This is a genomic window from Aestuariivirga litoralis, assembly GCF_003234965.1.
GTDB classification, from domain to species: Bacteria; Pseudomonadota; Alphaproteobacteria; order Rhizobiales; family Aestuariivirgaceae; genus Aestuariivirga; species Aestuariivirga litoralis.
The window spans coordinates 316,584-336,439 of the sequence record NZ_QKVK01000001.1 but is presented as its reverse complement, the minus strand read 5'-3'; the positions used below and the strand labels follow the sequence as shown (position 1 = coordinate 336,439).

18 protein-coding genes are annotated in these 19,856 nt (G+C 66.3%); 15 read left to right on the top strand and 3 right to left on the bottom strand.

Annotated elements, in window-relative coordinates:
- Positions 1-59 precede the first annotated feature (59 nt).
- The 11 genes from tolQ to glmM all read left to right on the top strand — a co-directional run bounded on the left by tolQ (position 60) and on the right by glmM (position 11,588).
- Complete coding sequence (gene tolQ, locus DK847_RS01690; protein WP_111195874.1) at positions 60-764, top strand: protein TolQ; 705 nt, start codon at positions 60-62, stop codon at positions 762-764.
- Between the two features lie 3 nt (positions 765-767).
- Positions 768-1,292 carry an ExbD/TolR family protein gene (locus DK847_RS01685; protein WP_111195873.1) on the top strand — a complete coding sequence of 175 codons (525 nt, stop codon included), beginning with the start codon at positions 768-770 and terminating at the stop codon, positions 1,290-1,292.
- A 2-nt stretch (positions 1,293-1,294) separates the two neighbouring features.
- Entirely contained in the window at positions 1,295-2,218 is a 924-nt protein-coding gene (locus tag DK847_RS01680) for a hypothetical protein (RefSeq protein WP_111195872.1), read from the top strand.
- Positions 2,219-2,241: 23 nt separating this feature from the next.
- The gene (gene tolB / locus DK847_RS01675) at positions 2,242-3,579 is read left to right on the top strand and encodes a Tol-Pal system beta propeller repeat protein TolB (RefSeq protein WP_193548170.1); all 1,338 of its coding nucleotides are present in this window, start codon (positions 2,242-2,244) and stop codon (positions 3,577-3,579) included.
- Between the two features lie 112 nt (positions 3,580-3,691).
- Positions 3,692-4,186 carry a peptidoglycan-associated lipoprotein Pal gene (pal, locus tag DK847_RS01670; RefSeq protein ID WP_111195870.1) on the top strand — a complete coding sequence of 165 codons (495 nt, stop codon included), beginning with the start codon at positions 3,692-3,694 and terminating at the stop codon, positions 4,184-4,186.
- Positions 4,187-4,359: 173 nt separating this feature from the next.
- Positions 4,360-4,857, top strand: coding sequence for a peptidoglycan-associated lipoprotein Pal (pal, locus tag DK847_RS01665; protein WP_111195869.1), 498 nt, complete (start codon positions 4,360-4,362; stop codon positions 4,855-4,857).
- A gap of 119 nt (positions 4,858-4,976) precedes the next feature.
- Entirely contained in the window at positions 4,977-5,990 is a 1,014-nt protein-coding gene (ybgF, locus tag DK847_RS01660) for a tol-pal system protein YbgF (RefSeq protein ID WP_146256007.1), read from the top strand.
- Positions 5,971-7,173, top strand: coding sequence for a tRNA lysidine(34) synthetase TilS (tilS, locus tag DK847_RS01655; RefSeq protein ID WP_161957098.1), 1,203 nt, complete (start codon positions 5,971-5,973; stop codon positions 7,171-7,173). Before ybgF ends, tilS begins: the two co-directional genes overlap by 20 nt.
- A gap of 119 nt (positions 7,174-7,292) precedes the next feature.
- Positions 7,293-9,215: an ATP-dependent zinc metalloprotease FtsH gene (gene ftsH / locus DK847_RS01650; protein WP_111196316.1), complete on the top strand. Its 1,923-nt coding sequence runs from the start codon at positions 7,293-7,295 to the stop codon at positions 9,213-9,215.
- A complete protein-coding gene (gene folP / locus DK847_RS01645; RefSeq protein WP_111195866.1) occupies positions 9,215-10,228 on the top strand; it encodes a dihydropteroate synthase in 1,014 nt (337 codons plus the stop codon). The genes ftsH and folP overlap by 1 nt, the downstream gene beginning before the upstream one ends.
- 13 nt (positions 10,229-10,241) lie before the next feature.
- Positions 10,242-11,588, top strand: a complete 1,347-nt coding sequence (gene glmM / locus DK847_RS01640) for a phosphoglucosamine mutase (RefSeq protein ID WP_111195865.1) — start codon at positions 10,242-10,244, stop codon at positions 11,586-11,588.
- Between the two features lie 7 nt (positions 11,589-11,595).
- On the opposite strand, the gene DK847_RS01635 is transcribed toward glmM, so the two are convergent.
- The gene (locus DK847_RS01635; protein WP_146256006.1) at positions 11,596-12,108 is read right to left on the bottom strand and encodes a hypothetical protein; all 513 of its coding nucleotides are present in this window, start codon (positions 12,106-12,108) and stop codon (positions 11,596-11,598) included.
- Positions 12,109-12,353: 245 nt separating this feature from the next.
- Between DK847_RS01635 and DK847_RS01630 the strand changes: the two genes are divergently transcribed.
- The 3 genes from DK847_RS01630 to serA all read left to right on the top strand — a co-directional run bounded on the left by DK847_RS01630 (position 12,354) and on the right by serA (position 15,789).
- Positions 12,354-12,884, top strand: coding sequence for an outer membrane protein (locus DK847_RS01630; protein WP_111195863.1), 531 nt, complete (start codon positions 12,354-12,356; stop codon positions 12,882-12,884).
- A gap of 150 nt (positions 12,885-13,034) precedes the next feature.
- Positions 13,035-14,162 carry a phosphoserine transaminase gene (locus DK847_RS01625; protein WP_111196315.1) on the top strand — a complete coding sequence of 376 codons (1,128 nt, stop codon included), beginning with the start codon at positions 13,035-13,037 and terminating at the stop codon, positions 14,160-14,162.
- A gap of 40 nt (positions 14,163-14,202) precedes the next feature.
- The gene (gene serA / locus DK847_RS01620; protein WP_111195862.1) at positions 14,203-15,789 is read left to right on the top strand and encodes a phosphoglycerate dehydrogenase; all 1,587 of its coding nucleotides are present in this window, start codon (positions 14,203-14,205) and stop codon (positions 15,787-15,789) included.
- A gap of 18 nt (positions 15,790-15,807) precedes the next feature.
- Here serA and DK847_RS01615 read toward each other — a convergent pair whose 3' ends face one another.
- The gene (locus DK847_RS01615) at positions 15,808-17,259 is read right to left on the bottom strand and encodes a DUF2147 domain-containing protein (RefSeq protein ID WP_111195861.1); all 1,452 of its coding nucleotides are present in this window, start codon (positions 17,257-17,259) and stop codon (positions 15,808-15,810) included.
- A gap of 190 nt (positions 17,260-17,449) precedes the next feature.
- Here DK847_RS01615 and DK847_RS01610 point away from each other — a divergent pair, with 190 nt between their 5' ends.
- On the top strand, positions 17,450-18,742 hold the full coding sequence (locus DK847_RS01610; protein ID WP_111195860.1) for an adenylosuccinate synthase: 1,293 nt from the start codon (positions 17,450-17,452) through the stop codon (positions 18,740-18,742).
- 155 nt (positions 18,743-18,897) lie between these two features.
- Here DK847_RS01610 and ppk2 read toward each other — a convergent pair whose 3' ends face one another.
- Complete coding sequence (ppk2, locus tag DK847_RS01605) at positions 18,898-19,854, bottom strand: polyphosphate kinase 2 (protein WP_111195859.1); 957 nt, start codon at positions 19,852-19,854, stop codon at positions 18,898-18,900.
- Positions 19,855-19,856: the final 2 nt, after the last annotated feature.

Sequence of the window (19,856 nt, the reverse complement as noted above, 5' to 3'; positions counted from 1 at the left end):
GCAGTGCGGAACGCCGGGCCAGCTCAGGCAGGGGCCTCCGGCGGAGTTGGAAGGACAGGATGATAGCTTTTGCAGTGACGGCGGCACCGGCGGGCGAACTCTCGCTTTGGCACCTTGTTGTGCAGGCGAGCTGGGTGGTGAAGCTCGTGATGCTCGGCCTCGCGGCGGCCTCCGTTTGGTGCTGGGCGATCATCATCGAGAAGTTCCTCGCGGTGCGGAAGATGAATGCCGCCAATGACCGCTTCGAGCAGTATTTCTGGTCCGGCCAGTCGCTCGAGGATCTCTATCTTTCCATGGGCAACCGCAGCAACATCGGGCTTGCCGCGATCTTCATGTCGGCGATGCGCGAATGGAAGCGCAGCCAGGACGCCGCCATGCGCGCCGGCTTCCAGGGCGTGCAGAAGCGCATCGAGAAGGTGATGGACGTGCAGATCCAGAAGGAGATGCATGACGTCGAGGCGCGCCTCCTGTTCCTTGCCACCACCGGTTCGGCTGCGCCCTTCATCGGCCTGTTCGGCACGGTGTGGGGCATCATGGTGTCGTTCCAGGCCATCGCCAACTCGCAGAACACCTCGCTCAACGTGGTGGCGCCCGGCATCGCCGAGGCGCTGTTCGCCACGGCGATCGGCCTCGTTGCGGCCATTCCGGCGACAATTTTCTACAATATGTACACCGCCGACGCGGGGAAGATCGGCGCCAGGCTGGAGAATTTCGCGGATGAGTTCTCCGCCATCATCTCCCGCCAGCTGGATGAACGGGTGTAACGGATGGGTGCTTCAGCAGGCGGTGCAAAGGGCGGCTACCAGCGGCGCAACGCCAGGCGGCGGTCGTCCAAGGGCGTGATGAGCGACATCAACGTCACGCCGCTCGTCGACGTGATGCTGGTGCTGCTGATCGTGTTCATGGTGGCAGCGCCGCTGATGACGGTGGGCGTGCCCATCGACCTGCCCAAGACCGACGCAAAGCCGCTCAACAGCCAGGTGGAGCCGCTCTCCGTCTCGATCAAGCCGGACGGCACGATCTATCTCATGGAACAGCCGATGACGATGGAGGAGCTGACCCAGAAGCTCACCGCGCTCTATGGCATCGATCCCGAGAAGGAAATCCGGGTGCGCGGCGACCTTGCCGCGACCTACGGCCCCATCGCCCAGGTGCTGGGCGCCATCAATGCCGCGGGCTTCAAGAAGATCGGGCTCGAGACGCTGCCGGGTGCCGGCGGTGCGGCAGCACCCGCAGCCCCTGCCGATTCCTCCGCCCCCAAGACGGATGCCCCCGCAGAGGGCCAGAACTGACGATGAAGGGCAGCCTCGCAGCATCCATCACCTTTCACGCGGCGATCCTCGCCGCGGCGCTGGTGGTGCTGCCCAAGCCCAAGTACGAGACGCCGCCGGTGGAGGCGATCAACGTCGACATCTCCAACATCGCGGATGCCAACAAGCTGATGGCCATGGCGCCCGACGCGCCGGCGAAGGTTGAGAAGCCGGCGCCGAAGAAGGCCGAGGTCATCAAGAAGACCGACGAGACGCTGAAGGTGGCGGAAAAGGAAGTGACGGCCGCCAAGGAGGCCGCACCCGAGCCGCCGCCGCCGCCGCCCGAAGCCACGCCGACCCCGCCGAAGCCGCCAAAGGCCGAGCCGCCGCCGCCCGACTCCAGCGCCATGGCCGACCTGCTGAAGGAGGTCGAGGACACGCCGCCGCCGCCCAAGCCCGCGCCGCCGAAGCCCGCTCCGCCCAAGCCATCGAAGAAGCCGCCGGAGAAGCCCAAGAAGGTGGTGAAGCTCGATACCGACAAGCTCGAAGCGCTCCTCAACAAGGAGAACGACGAGAAGACCACCAATGCCTCCGAGGCGACCACCGACGGCACGCCCACCCAGGGCGAGAAGACGCTGCAGGGCAAGGACCAGGGACTTTCGGCCACCGCCATCGCCGCCTTCGTGCAGAAGATCCGCGAATGCTGGATCATTCCGCCCGGCGCGCGCGAGGGCAACATCACGGTGAAGGTGCACATCCTGCTCAACGAGGATGGCTCGGTGAACGGCCAGCCCGAGGTGATGAACGGGCCGGGCGACTATCTGTTCTCGACCACCGCGCAGTCGACGGTGACCGCCATCCTCGGCTGCCAGAATTACGATTTCCTTCCCAAGGAACAATACGACGTGTGGAAGGACCTCGTGCTCAACTTCAACCCCAACATGTTCGCCGACATGGCCACGCAATGACGCGAACACGGAACACGACCAGCATGATATCGATCGATTTCCCGCTTCACCACCTGCGCCGGCTCGCTGCGGCAGCTTTCGTGGCGCTCGCCGTGTTCGGCCTCCAGAGTGCTGCGGTGGCGCAAACCGAAATCGACATCACCGGCGGCCGCGTCGACCCGCTGCCGATCGCCATCTCGCCCTTCCTGGCGGGTGGCGGGGCCGAGGAGGCCTCGGCGACGATCTCGGCCGTGATCACCAACGACCTTGGCCGCTCCGGCTATTTCGCGCCGCTCGACCCAGCCACCTTCATCGAGAAGATCGCGAGCTTCGACCAGACGCCGGACTTCGCCAGCTGGAAGCAGATCCAGGCCAAGGCGCTGGTGTCGGGCCAGGCCTTCATGGATGGCGGCAAGATGCGCGTCGAGTTCCGGCTGTGGGACGTGAACACCGGCCAGCAGCTCGCGGCCCAGCAGTTCACCACCAGCCCCAAGAACGACCGCCGCATCGGCCACATGATCGCCGACATCATCTACAAGCAGCTCACCGGCATCGACGGCTATTTCGACACGCGAATCGTGTTCGTCACCGAGGAAGGGCCGAAGGACAAGCGCATCAAGAAGCTTGCGATCATGGACCAGGACGGCTTCAACATCCGGGCGCTGACCGATGGCAAGGACCTGGTGCTCACCCCGCGCTTCTCGCCCTCGACCAACGAGATCACCTACATGTCCTTCGGCAACGCGGAGCCCCGCGTCTACCTGATGAACATCGACACCAAGCAGCGCGAGATCGTGGGCCAGTTCCCCAACATGAGCTTCGCGCCGCGCTTCTCGCCCGATGGCCAGCGCGTGATCATGAGCCTGCAGGAGGGCGGCAACTCCAACATCTTCGAGCTCGACCTGCGCTCGCGCAACGTTCGCCAGCTGACCAACGAGGCCTCGATCAACACCGCGCCCAGCTATTCGCCGGACGGCACGCAGATCGCCTTCGAGTCCGACCGCGGCGGCACGCAGCAGATCTATGTGATGAGCAGCGACGGTTCGAACCAGAACCGCATCAGCTTCGGCAATGGCCGTTATTCGACGCCGGTGTGGTCGCCCGACGGGCAGTGGATCGCCTTCACCAAGCAGGGCGGCGGCAAGTTCGCCATCGGCGTGATGAAGCCCGACGGCTCGGGCGAGCGCATCCTCACCGAGGGCTATCACAACGAGGGCCCGACCTGGGCGCCGAACAGCCGCGTGCTGATGTTCTTCCGCGACACGCAGGGCGAGAACGGCGGCCCGCAGCTGTGGTCGGTGGACATCACCGGCTACAACGAGCAGCGCCTTCCGATCGACGGCTTCGGCTCCGATCCGGCCTGGTCGCCCAAACTCAACTGATCGGGTGTGACGAAATTCTGAACCAGGGCTCGGGGGCCCGCATGAGCGGCGGCCACTCGCAGGGGATGCGGGCGGCGGCCAGATGACCACGACAAAACGGGAAGTGAAGACAATGAACAGACGTGACAGTTTCAAGATGGCCGCCGGCCTCGGAGCACTCCTGGCGCTCGCCGCCTGCTCGAAGAAGAAGACCGACCTCGACGCCAATTCCGGCCCGGGTGCTGCCGCCATTCCGGGCTCCGAGCAGGATTTCGCCGTGAACGTGGGCGACCGGGTGTTCTTCCTCGAGGACCAGTCGACGCTGACGCCCGAGGCCCAGGAGACGCTGCGCCGCCAGGCCGCCTGGCTGCAGAAGTACCCCGCCGTCACCGTGCAGGTGGAAGGCCATGCCGACGAGCGCGGCACGCGCGAATACAACATCGCGCTGTCCGCCCGCCGCGCCACCGCGACGCGGGAATTCCTCATTGCGCAGGGTGTGAAGGGCTCGCGCATCTCCTCCATCGCCTATGGCAAGGAGCGCCCGGCGGCGCTGTGCGACGCCGAGCAGTGCTGGTCGCAGAACCGCCGCGCCGTGACCGTCATCACCGGCGGCGCCAAGACGTCGTAAGCGCCGCGGCAAGGTCCACCCGTCCCCGGCCCTGGCCGGGGCAGGGTCCGGCCCGCCCGGTGAGGGAATGTTAACCCTGTTGCGTCAGAGTGCAGGTTGTGCAAGTCCCTGAGCCGGGACTTTCAAGGTTTCATGTCGGCCGGCGGAGCGGGCCCGGTACAAGGAGTGGGTAGATGATTTCTCGATTGGCGAGCCTCAAGTTCGTTGCCGTTCTTGGCTGCTTCCTGGCGCTGGCCGCCTGTTCGAAGAAGAACACCCCCGACCTCAATGCCGGCACTGGCCCGGGTGCCGCCGCCGTTCCGGGTTCCGAACAGGACTTCACTGTGAATGTGGGCGACCGCGTGTTCTTCGCCGAGGACCAGTCCACCCTGTCGCCTGAAGCCCAGGAGACGCTGCGCCGCCAGGGGGCGTGGCTGCAGAAGTATCCGCGCGTGACGGTGCAGGTCGAAGGCCACGCCGACGAGCGCGGCACGCGTGAATACAACATCGCGCTCTCCGCCCGCCGCGCCACCGCGGCCCGCGAATACCTGATCGCCCAGGGCGTGAAGGGCTCGCGCATCTCCTCAATCGCCTATGGCAAGGAGCGCCCGGCGGCCTTGTGCGACGCCGAGCAGTGCTGGTCGCAGAACCGCCGCGCGGTCACCGTCATCACCGGTGGTGCAAACCAGTAACAGTGGCTGATCGCGCTGCGGAGAGTGCCGTCCGAAGCCTCAATTTCACCGTGATTCCGGTTCAGTTGCGAGGCTGACGAGAACAATCCGCCCCTCCAGAGGGCCGCTGGGTGCAGATCATGCTGAAATACGTGAAATCCTCCGTCGCCGCCGCCGCCCTGCTGGGCCTCGGCCTGATGACGCCGGCCATGGCGCAGAGCGCCTCCGAGATGGCGGTGCGCATGCAGCAGCTGGAGGAGCAGGTTCGCCAGCTCACCGGCCAGGTCCAGGAACTCTCCTTCCAGGTGAAGCAGCTCAAGGCGCAGGGCGGCGCGCCGCAGCAGAGCGGTGCAGCCCAGCCGCAGCAGCCCGCCGCCTCCGTGGCGGTTGCCGCACCCCAGCCGGCGGAACCGAGCCAGCAGAAGCGACTGGCCGCCGCCTCCGCCGGAACCCCCATCCCCGACAGCAACGGCATCGAGACCATCGAGCAGGCGCCGATCGCCGCACCGGCCCCGGCGCCGGCGCCGGCCGCCGGCGAGATCGTGCAGCAGGACGTGCCGGGGGCCGCGCCCGCCGCCAAGGTGTTCGGCGCCCTCGATACGGCCGCGGCCCAGCCGAACGACGGCGGCTTCCAGGGCCAGGTGCTGGTTCCGCCCTCGCAGCAGGAGCCGGGCGACGACTATGTGCAGCAGGGCAGCATGGCGCCTTCCGCCGCAACCGGCGACAACGCGATCGAAACCGTGTCGCTGCAGCCCGAAGCCGCCACCGAGACCCCGGAATCGCTTTACGAGCGCTCCAACGAGAGCCTGCTGCGCCGCCAGTTCGGCGATGCGGAGGCCGGCTTCTCCACCTTCCTGCAGAAATATCCCGAGCACAGCCTGTCCGGCAGCGCGCAGTACTGGCTGGGCGAAACCTATTACGCCCAGAACGACTACAAGCGGGCCGCAGCCAATTTCCTGCAGGGTTACAAGAAGTACCCCACCAGCCGGCGCGCCCCCGACAGCCTGCTGAAGCTCGGCATCTCGCTCAACCGCCTCGGTCAGGGCGAGCAGGCCTGCGCGGCCTTCGCCGCCGTCAACACCGAATATCCCAAGGCGGTGGATGCCCGCAGGCGCGCCCAGGCGGAAGCCAAGCGTGCCGGCTGCGCCTCCTGACATCCCGGCTGATTTTTCGGCCCTGACGCCTGAGCGCCATGTGGCGCTCGCGGTTTCCGGCGGCTCCGATTCGACTGCATTGATGCGCCTCGCGGCGGACTGGGCCCGGACCAACCATCCGGGCCTTGTGCTTTCCGTCCTGACCGTCGACCACGGGCTGAGACCGGCGGCGGCGGCGGAGGCGCGGCAGGTGGGCCAGTGGGCCACAGCACTGGGCCTCGGCCACCAGGTGCTGCGCTGGACGGAGGACCCGAAGCCGGCGACCGGCCTGCAGGCCCGGGCGCGGGAAGCGCGCTACGGCCTGATGGCGCAGTGGTGCCAGGCGCAGGGCGCCACGGCGCTGCTCACCGCCCACACGCTCGATGACCAGGCCGAGACCGTGCTGATGCGCCTCGCCCGCACGACGAGCCCGGACAGCCTTGCCGGCATCCGCCCGGCAGGAGGCTGGCAGGGCCTGCCGCTGCTGCGCCCCCTGCTGGGCGTCAAACGGCAAGCCCTGCGCGACTGGCTCGCCAGTCTCGGCCAGCCGTGGATCGATGACCCCTCGAACGAGGATCCCCGCTTCGAGCGCGTGCGGGCGCGCCGCAGCCTTGCCGCGATGGGGCCGGAAACGACGGCCCGGCTGGCGGCCCTGGCTGAGGCCGCTGCCAGGGCGACGGACCTTCTCGCACGGACGGCGCGAAAGTGGCTTGCCTTCTCCCTGCAGGAGCATGAGGCCGGCATCTGCCACATCGCCGCCGGCGATTTCCGGGACCTTCCGGCTGCGCTGCAGGAGCGGATCCTCGCCATCGTCATCGCGCATTATGGCGGCGGCCAGGGGGCGGTGGACGCCGACGAGTTGCGCCGCATCGCCCGCTGGGCCTGCAGCGGCGAGGGGCCGGTTCGCTGCACGCTTGGCGGCGCATTGCTAGGCCGGCGCAAGACCGGCTTCTGGGTGACGCGCGAGGCGGGGCGCATCGCGGCTTCGCCGCAGCGCGTGCCCGGCGATGGTAAGCTCTTGTGGGATAACCGTTTTCTGGTCGAGGCAGTGCCTGGCTCGACGGTGGCGCCGGTGGCGGCGCGGAAGCTTCCGCCGCTGGCCGGGGTGCCGGTTTACGCCCAGCGCGCCGGCCCCTGGGTCGAGCCGCCGCCCGGGGCCCCTCCGGCGCGAATCCGCTTCCTGCGGCTCAACACGCAACGGTGAGCGATTTACGCAAAGGCCATTCTTGGAAATACTTTGGCAGCAACCTATGTTAAGGGCCGTTCAGAGGACTGTGCCGCCGCCCGCCCGCCAGGGGCCGGGTGGCCATCTGTGAGGATCACGTGAACCAATTCCGCAATTTCGCCGTCTGGATCGTCATCGCGCTGCTGCTCTTCGCGCTGTTCAGCGTGTTCCAGGGCCAGGTGCGCAGCCCGGCCAGCTCCGAGCTGAGCTATTCCGAATTCCTCGACAAGGCGAATTCCGGCGCCATTCAGTCGATCGTGATCACCGGTGACAACATCACCGGCAAGCTGTCCGACGGCGCAACGGTGTCGACCACCGGACCGCTGATGTATTTCGAGGACCAGCTGAAGGAACTGCGCAGCAAGAACGTGTCGATCACCTTCCGCACGGCGCAGAACGACTCGATCCTCACCAATGCGCTGGTCTATTGGCTGCCCATGCTGCTGCTGATCGGCGTATGGGTGTTCTTCATCCGCCAGATGCAGTCGGGCTCGGGCAAGGCCATGGGCTTCGGCAAGTCCAAGGCGAAGCTCCTGACCGAGCGCCACGGCCGCGTGACCTTCGAGGACGTGGCCGGAGTGGAAGAGGCCAAGGACGACCTGGTGGAGATCGTCGACTTCCTCAAGGACCCGCACAAGTTCCAGCGCCTGGGCGGCAAGATTCCGAAGGGTGCGCTGCTGGTGGGCCCGCCCGGCACCGGCAAGACGCTGCTCGCACGCGCCATCGCGGGCGAAGCGAATGTGCCCTTCTTCACCATTTCCGGCTCCGACTTCGTCGAGATGTTCGTGGGCGTCGGCGCCTCGCGCGTGCGTGACATGTTCGAGCAGGCGAAGAAGAACGCGCCCTGCATCATCTTCATCGACGAAATCGACGCCGTCGGCCGCCATCGTGGCGCGGGCCTCGGCGGCGGCAACGACGAGCGCGAGCAGACGCTGAACCAGCTGCTCGTCGAGATGGACGGCTTCGAGGCGAATGAGGGCGTGATCCTGATTGCCGCCACCAACCGCCCCGACGTGCTCGACCCGGCGCTGCTGCGCCCCGGCCGCTTCGACCGCCAGATCGTGGTGCCGAACCCGGACGTGCAGGGCCGCGAGAAGATCCTGAAAGTTCACATGCGCAATGTGCCGCTGGCGCCCGATGTCGATGCCAAGACCATCGCGCGCGGCACGCCCGGCTTCTCGGGTGCTGATCTCTCCAACCTCGTCAACGAGGCCGCTCTGCTGGCCGCGCGCCGCAACAAGCGCATCGTCACCCAGTCGGAATTCGAGGAAGCGAAGGACAAGGTGATGATGGGTGCGGAGCGCCGCTCCATGGCCATGTCGGAGGACGAGAAGCGCCTTACCGCCTATCACGAGGCGGGCCATGCGCTCGTCGCGATGAACGTGCCCAAGGCCGACCCGGTGCACAAGGCCACCATCATTCCGCGCGGCCGCGCGCTGGGCATGGTGATGCAGCTGCCGGAAGGCGACCGCCTGTCGATGAGCTACACCCAGATGACGTCTCGCCTTGCCATCATGATGGGCGGCCGCATCGCGGAAGAGATCACCTTCGGCAAGGAGAACGTCACGTCGGGTGCGCAGTCCGATATCGAGCAGGCGACCCGTCTCGCCCGCGCCATGGTCACGCGCTGGGGCTATTCCGACGAGCTCGGCACGGTGGCTTATGGCGAGAACCAGGAAGAGGTCTTCCTCGGTCACTCCGTGTCGCGCACCCAGAACGTCTCGGAGGAGACCGCCCAGAAGATCGACCAGGAAGTGAAGCGCCTGGTGTTCGACGGCCTCTCCACCGCGCGGCGCATCCTCACCGAGAAGAACCATGAGCTGGTGGCGCTGGCGCAGGGGCTTCTCGAATACGAGACGCTGTCGGGCGAGGAGATCAAGAACCTGCTCGCCGGCACGCCGCCGACCCGGGATGATGGTGACGCGGGCAAGAAGCTTGCCAAGGGATCATCCTCCGTTCCCACCACCGGCCAGCCCAAGGCCGGGGGCGCCGGCGGCATGGAACCGCAGCCGCAAGCCTGATGCAAAGGACCTACGCAAGGCCGGCCGGACTCGTCTACGGGTCCGACGCCCGGCAGCTGATGAAGGAAGGCCGCGGAGCATCGCTCGGCGGCCTTTCCGCAATCGCCTATACGCTGGTGGAGGAGATCGAGCGGAACGGCACGCGGCGCTTCGCGCCGGGAAAATTGCCCCGGCAGACGGTGGTGCCGTCCTTCCTTTCCAGCGAGCGGCCGCTGATCATGGGCATCGTCAACGTGACGCCCGACAGCTTCTCCGATGGTGGCCTCAATGCGGAAGGCGCGCGCGCCATCGCGCATGGCGCCCAGCTGGCCAGGGAGGGCGCGGATATTCTCGACGTCGGCGGCGAGTCGACTCGGCCCGGCTCCGAGGGTGTTCCGGAAGAGGAGGAGCTTCGCCGCATCCTTCCCGTCATCGAGGCGCTGGCGGGGCAGGGCTTCACCGTCTCGGTCGATACCCGCAAGGCCAATGTGATGCGCGCGGCGCTGAAGGCCGGGGCGAAGATCGTCAACGACGTGGCGGCCCTCACCTATGAGCCCGCGGCAATGGAGGCGATGGCCGAGGCCACATGCCCCGTCATCCTGATGCATGCCCAGGGCGACCCCAAGACCATGCAGCTGAGCCCGCAATATGAAGACGTGGCCCTCGACGTGTTCGACTGGCTCGAGGCGCGCGTCGAGGCCTGCGTGGCGGCTGGCATCGCGCGCGAGCGAATCGTGGCCGACCCGGGCATCGGCTTCGGCAAGAGCTTCCGCCACAACATCGACGTGCTGCGCCAGTTCACGCTCTATCATGGCCTCGGCGTGCCGCTTCTGATGGGGCTTTCGCGCAAGGGTTTCATCGGTGCGCTGACGGGCGAGAAACAGGCGGGCAACCGCGTCAACGGTTCGGTGGGCGGTGCCGTCTGGTCGGCGCTTAACGGAGCGCATATCCTGCGCGTGCATGATGTGAAGGCGACGGTCGAGGCGCTGGCGGTGGCAGGCGCTGCCGCCGACCCGGACCAGAGCGGGCTTTAGGGCAGGGGACAAGATGGCGCGGAAGTATTTCGGAACCGATGGCGTGCGCGGCCGCGCCAACAGCGGCGCAATGACCGCCGACATGGTGCTGAAGATCGGCATGGCGGCCGGCAATCTCTATCGCCGCGGCAGCCACCGCCACCGCGTGGTCATCGGCAAGGACACCCGCCTCTCCGGCTACATGATCGAGAACGCGCTGACCTCGGGGCTGCTCGCGGCCGGCATGGACGTGTTCCTGTTCGGCCCGGTGCCGACGCCCGCCGTGTCGATGCTGACGCGCTCGATGCGCGCCGATCTCGGCATCATGATCTCCGCCTCGCACAACCCCTTCGCCGACAACGGCATCAAGATCTTCGGCCCGGACGGCTTCAAGCTTTCGGACGAGCAGGAACTCGAGATCGAGCGCATGCTGGACGATTCCTCGCTGATGTCGGTGGCCGAGCCCGACACCATCGGGCGGGCCAAGCGCATCGAGGATGCGCAGGCGCGCTACATCGAATTCGCCAAGCGCACCTACCCGAAGGACATGACGCTCGACGGGCTGCGCGTCGTCATCGATACCGCGAACGGTGCTGCCTACAAGGTGGCGCCCACGGCGCTGTGGGAACTGGGTGCCGAGGTGATCCAGATCGGCAACGAGCCCAACGGCATCAACATCAATGACGGCTGCGGGTCGACGCATCCGGAAGCGATGTGCGCGAAGGTCAAGGAACTGCGCGCCGACATCGGCATCGCGCTGGACGGCGATGCCGACCGCGTCATCATCGCCGATGACAAGGGGCAGGTGGTGGACGGCGACCAGCTGATGGCGCTGATCGCCACCTCATGGGCGAAGCGCGGCGAATTGCGCGGCGGCGGACTCGTCGCCACCATCATGTCGAACCTCGGGCTCGAGCGCTATCTTGCCGGGCAGAAGCTGACGCTGGCCCGCACCAAGGTGGGCGACCGCTATGTGGTGGAGCACATGCGCGCCCACGGCCACAATGTGGGCGGCGAGCAGTCCGGCCATATCGTGCTGTCGGATTTCTCCACGACCGGCGATGGCCTGCTTGCGGCGCTTCAGGTGCTGGCGGAGGTGAAGCGCCAGGGCAAGCCGGTGAGCGAGGTGTGCAACCTGTTCACGCCGCTGCCGCAGGTGCTGAAGAACGTGAAGTTCAAGCAGGGTCAACCGCTCGAGGACAATGCCGTGCGTGCGATGATCGCCGACGCGGAAGCCCGCCTGGGCAATTCCGGCCGTCTCGTCATCCGCCCCTCAGGCACCGAACCCGTCATCCGGGTGATGGCGGAAGGAGATGACGAGGGCCTCGTGGTGCGGATCGTCGACGAACTCTGCGGCGCCATCGCCAGGGCTGCAGCCTGAGGCCGGCCTAGCGCTTCAGCGCCTTCGTCACGTCCACTATGTCCTTGTCGTCCAGCATCGCCTTCCGGGCAGCGGCACCTGCCTTCGCGTATTCCGTGCTGTCCAGCGTGGCATATTCGCGCGGCGGCTCGAGCAGCTTGCCGTCACAGTAGTAGAAGTATTCCGTCGTGCGCCTGGCGGTGCCGTTGGGGCCACCTTCGTCGATGAAGGCGTGGCGGAGATAGTCGACCCGGGTGACGGCAATGCCATAGGCATTCGCACCGGCCACGCTCAGACGCCGCTCGCTCATGCCGGACTCGCCTCCATCGATGCGCAGCAGCGACTGGAGGCTGCCGTCCCCCGCGGTATAGATGCGCCACAGGCCACCCTCGGTGGACTGTACGTCGCTCACCTCGCGCTCAACGGATTTCAGACCTTCGAGCGGCGAGGCCAGCGCCTTCTCGATATCGCCGACGGGGCAGTCCGCCAGCGCAGTGCCGCAGGCCAAAAACATAAGCAACGTGGTAAATAAAATCTTCATGCGCCCCTCCATGTTCCGCCGCACGATAGCACGGGTGATGGCCGCCTGCAGCGCCGGAATGCTGCGGGCCAGCATGGTAACCGGCAAGTAAACCACCACTGTCAGCGCGATACAAAATCATGTGGCTTTCACGCAACAGACGGCCTCCGACTTTTTTCCGCCGCATTCATGCCCGGCTTGAGTCACGGATGGTTTCTAGCTTTCTACTCATCAAGTGAGTTCTGTTTGCAAGGGAGTAAGGGATCATGAAGTTCATCACCAAGGCGCTGCTCGGCCTCGGCCTGCTGGCCGGCATCACCAGCGCGCCGGCGCTTGCGGCAGACTATGCACCGGAGCCTGTCGTCACGGCTTCGAGCTTCTATCTCCGCGGCGATCTCGGCTGGTCTTGGCTCGACACGGAAAACAATGCCGACAGCGTGTTCCTGCTCGGCGGCGGCGTGGGCTACAAGTTCAACGATCACCTGCGCACCGACCTGCGCGGCGATTATGCCGGCATCGGCAATGACCACCACGACTTCGGGTCGATCCTGGGCAACGTCTATTTCGACATTCCCACCGGCTCGGTCATCACGCCCTATGTGGGCGCCGGTATCGGCTATGGCTGGTCGGATGATCACGGCGACAACGAGTCGGGCGTGACCTATGCGCTGATGGCCGGTGTCGAGGTGAACATCACCGACAACCTGAGCGCCGACGTCGGCTATCGCTTCCGCCAGATCATCGACTCGGAGACCTATGCCAACGAAGCCCTGGTGGGCCTGCGCTACGGCTTCTGATCTGACGACGTGACCTGAACGGCAACGGCCCGCGCCCCGGCGCGGGCCGTTCCATTTGTGCACTTGCGCAATGTCGCAAAATGAGCGATATGGGTCGCGGGCTAGCCTTCCCCACCGAAGGCCGGTCCATCTGCAAGGATGGAGCACAAGATGACGATCACGAAACCGGCTACGCGCCCGGACTGCGCGCATTTTTCGTCCGGCCCCTGCGCCAAGATCCCGGGCTGGACACCCGGCCTCCTCAACACCGATGTCCTGGGACGCTCGCACCGCTCGAGCCTCGGCAAGGCGCGCCTGAAGCGCGCGATCGAGCTGACGCGCGCGGTGCTGGAGGTGCCCGCCAGCCACTTGATCGGCATCGTTCCGGCCTCCGACACGGGGGCCGTCGAAATGGCCATGTGGTCGCTGCTGGGCCAACGCCCCGTCGACATGCTGGCCTGGGAAAGCTTCGGTGACGGCTGGGTCTCCGACGTGATGAAGCAGCTGAAGCTGAAGAACGCGCGCAAGATCACCGCGGGCTATGGCGAGCTTCCCGACCTCTCGACCGTCAATTTCGACCATGACGTGGTGTTCACCTGGAACGGCACCACCTCGGGCGTGCGCGTGCCCGATGCCGGCTGGATCGCGGCGGACCGCAAGGGCCTGACCATCTGCGATGCGACCTCTGCCGCCTTTGCGCAGAAGCTCGACTTCACCAAGCTCGATGTCGTCACCTTCTCCTGGCAGAAGGTACTGGGCGGCGAGGGCGCGCATGGCGTGCTGATCCTCGGCCCCCGCGCCGTCGAACGCCTCGAAAGCTATGTGCCTTCCTGGCCGCTGCCCAAGATCTTCCGCCTCACCAGCGGGGGCAAGCTGATCGCCGGCATCTTCGAGGGCGAGACCATCAACACCCCCTCCATGCTGTGCGTCGAGGATTACATCGTGGCGCTGGAATGGGCCGAGAAGCTTGGCGGCCTCAAGGCCCTGATGGCGCGTGCCGATGCCAATGCGGCTGTCGTGCAGACGTGGCTCGACTCGCGTGACTTCGCGGCGAACCTTGCCAAGGTGGCGGCAACGCGCTCCAACACATCGGTATGCCTGACGCTCAACGCCGACGAGAGCGTGCCGAAGAAGATGGTGAAGCTCTTGGAGGCCGAGAAGACCGCCTTCGACATCGGCTCCTATCGCGATGCGCCGCCGGGGCTTCGCATCTGGTGCGGGGCCACCGTCGAGACCTCCGATCTCGAAGCGCTGATGCCGTGGCTCGACTGGGCCTATGCCCAGGCGACCGCTGCCTGATTTTCCCAACGATTCTCATCTCACATCAGGAGTGTCTTCAATGGCTCCCCGCGTTCTCGTTTCCGACAAGCTTTCCGAAACCGCCGTGCAGATCTTCCGCGACCGTGGCGTGGAGGTCGACTACCTCCCCGATCTCGGCAAGGACAAGGATGCGCTGCTGGCGGCGATCCCCAATTATGACGGCCTCGCCATCCGCTCTGCCACCAAGGTGACGCCGAAGATCATCGCGGCGGCCACGAAGCTGAAAGTCATCGGCCGCGCCGGCATCGGTGTCGACAATGTCGACATTCCGGCCGCCACGCAGCGTGGCATCGTGGTGATGAACACGCCCTTCGGCAATGCCATCACCACCGCCGAGCACGCGATCTCGATGATGATGGCGCTGGCCCGGCAGATTCCGGAGGCCAACGCCTCGACCCATGCGGGGAAGTGGGAGAAGAACCGCTTCATGGGTGTGGAGCTCTTCAACAAGACGCTGGGCGTCATCGGCTGTGGCAATATCGGGTCGATCGTGGCCGACCGGGCGCTTGGCCTCAAGATGAAGGTCATCGCCTTCGACCCCTTCCTCAGCCCGGAGCGCGCCATCGAGATCGGCGTCGAGAAGGTGGAGCTCGACGAGATCTTCCGCCGCTCCGACTTCATCACGCTGCACACGCCGCTGACCGAGAAGACGCGCAACATCATCGATGCCGCGGCACTGGCCAAATGCAAGAAGGGTGTTCGCATCATCAATTGCGCGCGTGGTGGCCTCGTCGTCGAGGATGCGCTCTATGATGCGCTGAAGTCGGGCCATGTGGCGGGTGCCGCCCTCGACGTGTTCGAGGTGGAGCCCGCCACCAGCCACAAGCTGTTCGAGCTCGACAATGTGGTGGCAACGCCGCATCTGGGCGCCTCCACCGGCGAGGCGCAGGAGAACGTGGCCCTCCAGGTGGCCGAGCAGATGGCCGATTACCTGATCTCCGGGGCCGTCTCCAACGCGCTCAACATGCCCTCGATCTCGGCGGACGAGGCGCCGCGGCTGCGCCCCTTCATCGCGGTGGCGGAGAAGCTCGGCTCCTTCGCGGGTCAGCTCACCGAAGAGCCGGTCACCGGCATCGTCATCGAATATGCCGGCGACGTGGGCGAGATGAACACCCGGGCACTGACCTCCGCCGCGCTCTCCGGCGTGCTGCAGCCGATGCTCGGCACGGTGAACATGGTCTCGGCCCCGGTCGTGGCGCGCGAGCGCGGCATCAAGGTCGACGAGGTGAAGCAGACGCAGCGCGGCGCCTATGAAACCTATATCCGCCTCACGGTGAGGACGGCGCATCTCGAGCGCTCGGTGGCGGGCACGGTGTTCTCCGACGGCAAGGCGCGCGTCATCCAGATCAAGGGCATCGACATGGAGGCCGAGTTCGGCCCGCACATGCTCTATGTGACCAACGAGGACAAGCCTGGCTTCATCGGCGCGCTGGGAACGATCCTCGGAAATGCCGGGGTCAACATCGCAACCTTCAATCTCGGCCGCCGCGCCCAGGGCGGCGAGGCGATCTGCCTCGTGTCGATCGACGAGGCGCCGCCTGCCGAGGTGCTGCAGGCCGTCGCCAGGCTGCCGCAGGTGAAGCAGGCGAAGCCGCTGGCCTTCTGAGAGGGCGCGGGCAGCCGGTTACTGCCCGCCCAGCATCTTGGTGATGTCGGCGCCATTGACCATGATGGCACCGGTGTCCGTGCCGGTGATCTGCCATGACAGCGAGCCGTCGGCCTCGGCCTTGCCGAGGCCCTTCACCAGCAGAAGGGCGGCGCTCATCTGCTGCACGTCCGGCGGGGAGGACTCGAGGGCCTTCATGGTCTCGTCGAGGCCCTTCATCTTCACCAGCGCCTCGCCCGACGGCATGGCCACTGGTCCGGCCGTCATGCTGCCCTGCGCGGTGAGATCGAAGAGCCTGGCGAGGATCTGGCTCGGGCCAAGCGTGATGGTGACGCTGCCCTTCGGCATCAGCGCCTGCATCATGGGCCCATCGATGTCCTTCGGCAGTGGCTCGGGCTGGGTGAGGTCGAGCTTGTCGAGCATCAGGGCCGCGGGAGCCGCAAGATCAAAGCCGGACACGCCGACGTCGATGTTGAGCTTCTCGGGCACGAGGCCCGCGGCCCATTGCGGCACGAGCCCGGCAGGCAGCTGCAGGCCCGAGAAGCTGAAGGTCTCGCGCAGCTTTCCGTCGGCGACCACGCCGTTGATGTCGGCGCCAAAGCCGAACTGCTGCACGGCGAACTGCCCGAGAGGTGTCGCGACGGCCAGATTGTCAATCGTGCTGGTGCCGGTGATGCTGGTGAACAGCGGCAGGGCGGCGCGGAGCTTGTCCTTGAGCATGGCCTGTTCGGCGACGATCTCCTTGGGGTCCTGGTGCGCCACCAGCCAGGTGACGAGATCGCTGACCTCCTTCAGCTTCAGGCCCTTCACCGTGCCGTCCTGCTTGCCGCCGGGGGAGGTGACCACGATGTCCATGGCGGGCGTGGAACCATCCCCCGCCGCCGGGATGCTGATGGTTTCCTTGAGGCCCGTGAAGCTGTGCATGGTCGTTGCATCGGCACTGTCAGGCGAGCCCTGCATGCTGCTCTGCATGCTGACGGCGTCTATGGCATAGGTGACGCGGGTGGTCGTTCCGCCCTCCGTCACTGTCTGGTTGGCGGCGATGGTCTTGAGCTCTGCCGTGCTGGTCGCGAGCCCGCCCAGGGCCTCGTCGAAGATGCCGGTCGAGACGACCGATGCGATCGTGCCCTGGGTCTCGCCCTGGCCCTTGATGCCGAAGGAAAAACTCAGCGGCTGGCTCTGGTCGACCTTCCACTTGCCGCCGCCCTGGTCGGTGAGCGTCCATTCCAGCGGTGACAGCGAGAGGCTGACGGTGGGGTCCTTCACCTTGGCGAAGAGGGGCATGAGGTCCAGCTTCGCGGCATAGGAGTCGCCCTGCGGCGCGACGCTCACCACGCCGGGCGTCTGCCCGAGGTAGGACTGGAACAGGGTGGTCAGGCGCTGGGCCCCTTCCGGCGTGGCCGCCGCGAGGGCGGGGCTGCTGGCCCCCAGCAGGAAACCGAGGGTCAGGAGGGCGTTCACGGGCTTCATGGCGTTGCACTCTCAGCTGGTGGAATGGCGGAGGCTTGCACCGCAAGGCCCCAAGGTCAACTGCCTGCCGGTGGCAGGGCGCCCCCTCCCTTTCTCCGGTTTGCCTTCTGCGCCCAATGGTGTAAGAGCCCGCAACGGCTCCGGCGGCTCACCCGCGCGGGGCCGTTCCTGTGTCTGAAAGGAGCCTGAAATGGCGAATGTGGCGGTTGTCGGCGCGCAATGGGGCGACGAGGGCAAGGGCAAGCTGGTGGACTGGCTGTCCGAGCGGGCCGATGTGGTGGTGCGCTTCCAGGGCGGGCACAATGCCGGCCACACCCTCGTCATCGACGGCGTCACCTACAAGCTCTCGCTGCTCCCCTCCGGCATCGTCCGGCCCGGCAAGCTCTCGGTCATCGGCAATGGCGTGGTGATCGACCCCTGGGCGCTGGCCGCCGAGATCGACAAGCTGTCTTCACAGGGCGTGGACGTGTCGCGCCAGAACCTGCGCGTTGCCGGCAACGCCACGCTGATCCTGCCACTCCACCGCGAGCTCGACCAGTTGCGCGAGGCGGCCGCCGGTGCGGGCAAGATCGGCACCACCGGCCGCGGCATCGGCCCCGCTTACGAAGACAAGGTGGGCCGCCGCGCTATCCGCGTGAATGACCTCGCTGACCTCGCCACCATCGGCCCCAAGGTTCAGCGCCTGCTGGCGCACCACAATGCGCTGCGCCGTGGCATGGGCGAGGCCGAGGTGAAGGCGCAGGACCTGATCGCGCAGCTGGCCGAGATCGCGCCGCGCATCCTGCCCTTCTCGGATGCCGTGTGGTCGCTGCTCGACGACATGAAGCGCGAGGGCAAGCGCATCCTGTTCGAGGGTGCCCAGGGCATCCTGCTCGACATCGACCATGGCACCTATCCCTATGTGACCTCCTCCAACACGGTGGCGGGCCAGGCTGCCGCGGGCTCGGGCCTTGGGCCGTCCTCCATCGGTTATGTTCTGGGCATCGCCAAGGCCTATACGACGCGCGTCGGCTCCGGTCCCTTCCCGACGGAGCAGGAGAACGAGGTGGGCGAATACATCGGCCAGCGCGGCCGCGAATTCGGCACGGTGACGGGCCGCAAGCGGCGCTGCGGCTGGTTCGACTCGGTGCTGGTGCGCCAGGCGATCAAGACCTCGGGTATCCATGGCATCGCGCTGACCAAGCTCGATGTTCTCGATGGCCTGGACGAGATCAAGGTCGGCATCGGCTATGAGCTGGAAGGCAAGCGCCTCGATCGTTTCCCGGCGGCCGAAGAGGCGCAGAAGCGCGTGGTGCCGGTCTACGAGAGCTTCGAAGGCTGGAAAGGCACGACGGCCGGCGCGCGCAGCTGGGCGCAGCTTCCCGCCCAGGCGATCAAATACGTGAAGTATCTGGAAGAGCTGATCGAGTGCCCGGTGGCGCTGCTGTCCACCAGCCCCGAGCGTGACGACACCATCCTGATGAAGGATCCCTTCGAGGACTGAGGGCCATTCGCTCCACGCTGACCTGCACGCAACATCATGGCCGGGCTTGTTCCGGCCATCTTTTTTCGCGAAGCGCCCGCAAAAGATCGCCGGGACACGCCCGGCGATGATGAGGGCGAACTTGGGTTGGCGTGATCAGCGAGGATGCGAGTGCGTCAGCGCTTCGCCTTGCCTGGCCTGAGCGTCTTGCCCAGGATGTGGTCGTCGCGCCCGATCACGTGCGCGGTGGAGCCGACGATCAGCGGGTCAGGCCCCGTCACCACTTTCGTGTTCTTGTTGGGGTAGGGGATCGATGACAGGAAATACTGCATGCAGTTCAGCCGCGCGCGCTTCTTGTCATCCGACTTGATGATGGTCCAGGGCGAGTCGGCGGTGTCGGTGTAGAAGAACATCGCCTCCTTCGCCTCGGTGTAGTCGTCCCACTTGTCGAGCGAGGCCTTGTCGATGGGCGAGAGCTTCCACTGCTTCAGCGGATCGTTCTCGCGTGACTGGAAGCGGTGCAGCTGCTCTTCCCGGGTTACCGAGAACCAGAACTTGAAGAGCCGGATGCCGGAGCGCACCAGCATGCGCTCGAGGTCCGGGCACTGGCGCATGAATTCGAGATAGTCATTGGGCGAACAGAAGCCCATGACGCGCTCGACGCCGGCGCGGTTGTACCAGGAGCGGTCGAAGAACACGATCTCGCCACCCGCCGGCAGGTTCTCGATATAGCGCTGGAAATACCATTGCGTGCGCTCGCGCTCGTTGGGCTTTTCAAGCGCCACCACGCGTGCGCCGCGCGGGTTCAGGTGCTCCATGAAGCGCTTGATGGTGCCGCCCTTGCCGGCGGCATCGCGCCCCTCGAACAGCACGATGATGCGTTCGCCCGTCTCCTTCACCCAGTTCTGCAGCTTGAGGAGCTCGACCTGGAGCTTCGACATCTCCTCCTCGTAGAGCTTGTTGCCCATGCGGGTCTTGTAGGGGAACTCACCGGTTTCGAAGGCGTGGCGGATGGCCTCCGGATTGTGGCGCAGCCGGGCCAGAGAGGGGCGGGGCGCCGGCGCCTCATCCTCCTGGGGAGCGGGCGTGGCGGTTTCGGCAGGCAGTGGTGTGGTGGTGGTGGTGTCTGACATCG

Bases quoted from the DNA above. Each gene is read 5' to 3' on its own strand.
- tolQ (WP_111195874.1), top strand. From the start codon at position 60: ATGATAGCTTTTGCAGTGACGGCGGCACCGGCGGGCGAACTCTCGCTT.
- DK847_RS01685 (WP_111195873.1), top strand. From the start codon at position 768: ATGGGTGCTTCAGCAGGCGGTGCAAAGGGCGGCTACCAGCGGCGCAAC.
- DK847_RS01680 (WP_111195872.1), top strand. From the start codon at position 1,295: ATGAAGGGCAGCCTCGCAGCATCCATCACCTTTCACGCGGCGATCCTC.
- tolB (WP_193548170.1), top strand. From the start codon at position 2,242: ATGATATCGATCGATTTCCCGCTTCACCACCTGCGCCGGCTCGCTGCG.
- pal (WP_111195870.1), top strand. From the start codon at position 3,692: ATGAACAGACGTGACAGTTTCAAGATGGCCGCCGGCCTCGGAGCACTC.
- pal (WP_111195869.1), top strand. From the start codon at position 4,360: ATGATTTCTCGATTGGCGAGCCTCAAGTTCGTTGCCGTTCTTGGCTGC.
- ybgF (WP_146256007.1), top strand. From the start codon at position 4,977: ATGCTGAAATACGTGAAATCCTCCGTCGCCGCCGCCGCCCTGCTGGGC.
- folP (WP_111195866.1), top strand. From the start codon at position 9,215: ATGCAAAGGACCTACGCAAGGCCGGCCGGACTCGTCTACGGGTCCGAC.
- glmM (WP_111195865.1), top strand. From the start codon at position 10,242: ATGGCGCGGAAGTATTTCGGAACCGATGGCGTGCGCGGCCGCGCCAAC.
- DK847_RS01635 (WP_146256006.1), bottom strand. From the start codon at position 12,108: ATGAAGATTTTATTTACCACGTTGCTTATGTTTTTGGCCTGCGGCACT.
- DK847_RS01630 (WP_111195863.1), top strand. From the start codon at position 12,354: ATGAAGTTCATCACCAAGGCGCTGCTCGGCCTCGGCCTGCTGGCCGGC.
- DK847_RS01625 (WP_111196315.1), top strand. From the start codon at position 13,035: ATGACGATCACGAAACCGGCTACGCGCCCGGACTGCGCGCATTTTTCG.
- serA (WP_111195862.1), top strand. From the start codon at position 14,203: ATGGCTCCCCGCGTTCTCGTTTCCGACAAGCTTTCCGAAACCGCCGTG.
- DK847_RS01615 (WP_111195861.1), bottom strand. From the start codon at position 17,259: ATGAAGCCCGTGAACGCCCTCCTGACCCTCGGTTTCCTGCTGGGGGCC.
- DK847_RS01610 (WP_111195860.1), top strand. From the start codon at position 17,450: ATGGCGAATGTGGCGGTTGTCGGCGCGCAATGGGGCGACGAGGGCAAG.
- ppk2 (WP_111195859.1), bottom strand. From the start codon at position 19,854: ATGTCAGACACCACCACCACCACACCACTGCCTGCCGAAACCGCCACG.